This is a genomic window from Methylobacterium segetis (genome assembly GCF_004348265.1).
Lineage (GTDB): Bacteria > Pseudomonadota > Alphaproteobacteria > Rhizobiales > Beijerinckiaceae > Methylobacterium > Methylobacterium segetis.
The window spans coordinates 1-3,516 of the sequence record NZ_SMNT01000207.1; the positions used below are offsets into that span (position 1 = coordinate 1).

General features: G+C 70.7%; 3 protein-coding genes and 1 pseudogene. All 4 read right to left on the reverse strand.

Annotated features, from left to right (window positions below; genetic code table 11):
- Positions 1 to 442 (reverse strand): annotated as a pseudogene (locus E1J50_RS25945) (family 2A encapsulin nanocompartment cargo protein cysteine desulfurase); the annotation flags it as partial.
- On the reverse strand, positions 429 to 1,820 hold the full coding sequence (locus E1J50_RS28390) for a family 2B encapsulin nanocompartment shell protein (RefSeq protein ID WP_132257134.1): 1,392 nt from the start codon (positions 1,818 to 1,820) through the stop codon (positions 429 to 431). The pseudogene E1J50_RS25945 and the gene E1J50_RS28390, both read right to left, overlap by 14 nt.
- A gap of 431 nt (positions 1,821 to 2,251) precedes the next feature.
- Complete coding sequence (cysE, locus tag E1J50_RS25955) at positions 2,252 to 3,097, reverse strand: serine O-acetyltransferase (RefSeq protein ID WP_132257136.1); 846 nt, start codon at positions 3,095 to 3,097, stop codon at positions 2,252 to 2,254.
- Between the two features lie 72 nt (positions 3,098 to 3,169).
- On the reverse strand, positions 3,170 to 3,376 hold the full coding sequence (locus E1J50_RS25960; protein WP_132256223.1) for a hypothetical protein: 207 nt from the start codon (positions 3,374 to 3,376) through the stop codon (positions 3,170 to 3,172).
- Positions 3,377 to 3,516 lie beyond the last annotated feature (140 nt).

The following is a 3,516-nucleotide window of genomic DNA, read 5'->3' on the forward strand; positions in this document are numbered from 1 at the left end:
GGACCGAGGGGATCGCCGCCGCGTCGAACGAGACGGGGCCGGCGGGCGCTGGGTTCGGCACGGAGGCTCCCGTCACCCCCGGCAGGCCGACGGGCGGCGCGCCGAAGGAGCGGGCGGCGAGCGCCGAGGCGTCCGGCTGCAGGCCCTGGGGCAACCCGCCCGCGGGCGCCGAGGGGACACCCAGGCCGGCGCTCGGCAGGGGCGCGCCGCCGGGCCCCTGCGGCAGGCTCTCGAAGCCCTGCGGCACCTGCGGGCTCGCCGGGAGTTCCGGCGCGAAGGGCTGGCTTGCCGCCTGCCCCTGCCCGTAGATCTCGCGGGCGAGGCGCCCGACGAGATCCGCATGCGCCAGCTCGCCGGGGTTGCCCGCCGGCAGGCCCAGGCTGGCCGCCGGCAGGCCCAAGCTGGCCGCCGGCAGGAAGGCCGGCGCCTTAGGCGTAGTCATGGTAGTTGCCCAGGAGCACGTTATCGAGACGGGCGATCGCGTCCTCGACCAGCACGGCGGCCGAGAAGTAGCGGGTCACGAGATGCGAGGCGATGGAGTGGTCGTTGGTGCCCATGTAGCGCACCGACAGGCCGGGCTCGATCTCGCCCGTGACGCCCGACTTCTGGAGGGCGACGACGCCCTGCTCGCCCTCGCCGACGCGCAGCAGCAGGATCGAGGTGGTCTGCGCCCCCGTGACCGGGTCGGTGTCGATCGGCAGCTTGTCGCTCGGCACCAGCGGCACGCCGCGCCAGGTGATGAAGGGCGCGCCGAACAGGTGCACCACCACCGGCGGCACGCCGCGGCGGGTCGCCTCCCGGCCGAAGGCCGCGATGGCGCGCGGATGCGCCACGAAGAAGGCGGGCTTCTTCCAGACGAGCGTCAGGAGCTCGTCGAGATCGTCCGGGGTCGGCGGGCCGCCGCGGGTCGGGATGCGCTGGCGCGAGCCGACCTCGTGGAGGAGGCCGAATTGCGAGTTGTTGAGGAGCTCCCACTCCTCGCGCTCCTTCACGGCATCGACCGTGAGGCGGATCTGCTCGCGGAGCTGGTCGATCTCGTTCGAGTAGAGATCGGTGACGCGGGTATGGGTGTTGAGGATCGTCTGGATCGTGGAGAGGTGGTACTCGCGCGGATCCACCTCGTAGTCGACGAAGGTGGTCGGCAGGCGCGGCTCGCCCGCATGCACCGCCAGGAGCTCTATACCCTGCTCGCCGTAGGAATTGGTGTGGCCCTTGAGCCGGTCACGCTCCTCGATGTGCTGGGTGATGCGCGAACGGATCGCCTCGTCCTCGATCGCGGCCCGGTCGAGGGTGAGGAGCGTCACGGCCGAGAGCGCCTTCACGGCCGGGGCCGGCCCGGCCTCGCCGACGAGGGTGTCGTCCCCGAAATAGTCGCCCCGGGTGGCGAGGCCCTGGCGCAGCCGGCCCTTGTAGGGGCCCGACAGGCTCAGCTCGACCGTGCCGTCGGCGACGATCGTCAGGCTGCGTTCGGCCGAACCCTCCTCGCTGATGACCTCGCCGGCCTGATGGCGGCTCTCGGTGAACTTGCCGGCCAGCGTCGCCAGTTCGGCATCGCCGAGCCGGCTGAACAGCGGCACGGCCCGCAGGGAGCCGGGGCGGATGACCCGGCCCTTGTCGTCCGTGGCGAGATCGATGCGGCCGGGCTTGGCCAGCACCACGGCGCGGCGGTTCACGCGGTAGACGCCGCCGGGCACGTCCACGAAGGGCAGCAGGCGCAGGAGCCAGCGCGGGGTGTTGGCCGCGTTCTGGACCGATGTGACGGTCGCCGTCGCTAGATTGCGTGCCGCGGAGGCGCTCACGCTCAAACCCGGTCCGCTCATCGTCTCACGTCTCCGTTTTCTCAAGGCACGAGGAAGCGGCGACCGGCTGCGGGCTCAAGCCCGACCGATCCCGATACGCCGCAAGGTCACGTCACGCAGATGTCGGGCCTAGCGCAGTCGAGCGACCGCGCCGGGACTGCACTGTACTGGAGCGCACCCGAGGAAGTTGTCGATACTCTTGCCCGGGGCGCGGCTGAACTGCACCTGATTCCGGGTTAGTGCGGTCTAGCCTCGGCCCGGCCGAGGGGTCAATGGAAGCACCTTCTAAAATTTAGGGCTTCCATGGAACAACCTTGCCTTGAATAACAGATGCATGGAAAGGCATCCTCTGAAAAGCGATCTCAGAAGAACATTCATCTATCCGTTGCCGCGGCAAGCGACCCCTCGCGAACGATCGTGCGGAGGACATTTTTCCCCCGTTTCGCGCCGAGTCAGATTCCATCGCCGAAGCCGAAGAACTGGTCCATCGTGAGGGCCGGCTGCTCGTCGAGCGGCAGGCGCGAGACGACGCGCGCCGGGACGCCCGCCACGGTCGTGTGGGGTGGCACCTCGTGCAGCACCACGGCGGCCGCTGCGACCTTGGCCCCCTCGCCGACCCGGATGTTGCCGAGCACCTTCGCGCCGACGCTGAGCAGCACGCCGCGCTCGATCTTGGGGTGACGGTCGCCGCTCTCCTTGCCGTTGCCGCCGAGCGTGACCGATTGCAGGATCGAGACGTCGTCGGCGATCACCGTCGTCTCGCCGATGACGACGCCGGTGGCGTGGTCGATGAACACGCCCGAGCCGATCCGGGCGGCGGGGTGGATGTCGCAGCCGAACACTTCGGAGATCCGGCTCTGCACGTGCAGGCTGAGCGTCGCCCGCCCCTGGTGCCAGAGCCAGTGGGCCACGCGGTAGCCCTCCAGGGCGGCGAATCCCTTGTAGAACAGGAACGGGTCGAGATACCGGCGGCAGGTCGGGTCGCGCTCCCGGATCGCGACGAGGTCGCGCACCGCGTGCGCTTCGGCATGCGGGTCGGCTTCGAAGGCGGAGAGGCAGAGGTCGCGCATGGACAGGCGCGCGAGGTCGCCGTCGCCGAGCCGGTGCGCGAGGCGATAGGCGAGAGCCTGGGCGAGGCTGCGCTGGTCGAGCACCGTCGCCTGGATGATGCCCGCGTAGAGCGGCTCCTCGATGAGCGCGGCCTCCGCCTCGGCGCGCAGGTCGGCCCAGACGTCGCGCTCGTGGGTGCTGCGGCTCGTGGCCCGCAGCGGCGGCTGGGTCGTGATCGCCGCGGTCACGGCCGCGACTCCTGCAACCCGCGGGCGCGCCTCGCCCCGAGGGCGGTCCGGCCGATCGTGCGCGGCATGGGATTACTGCACACGCCGGAACAGGTCCGGCAGGTAGCGCCGCAGGGTCTCGTGACCCTCGAATTTCACGTCGACGGTCTGCGGGCGGCCGCCCTGGCCGTGGATGCTGACGACGCGGCCCCTGGCATGGCGCCAGATCCCCAAGACTTCGGCGACGTCGAGCCGCTCGAACACCACCTGATCGCCGCGCGTCATCGTCGCTGAGGCCATGGCATCATCCTTCGGAAACGGGCCGACCGGGCCGGTCGTACCGTGTGCGTGAGGCTGCGTGAGAACCGGATCCGGGCCGGCGGGAAGAGCTTTCCGGATGTCCGCGCCGGGGGAGAAGATTTCGGTCGCGGTTGGCACGG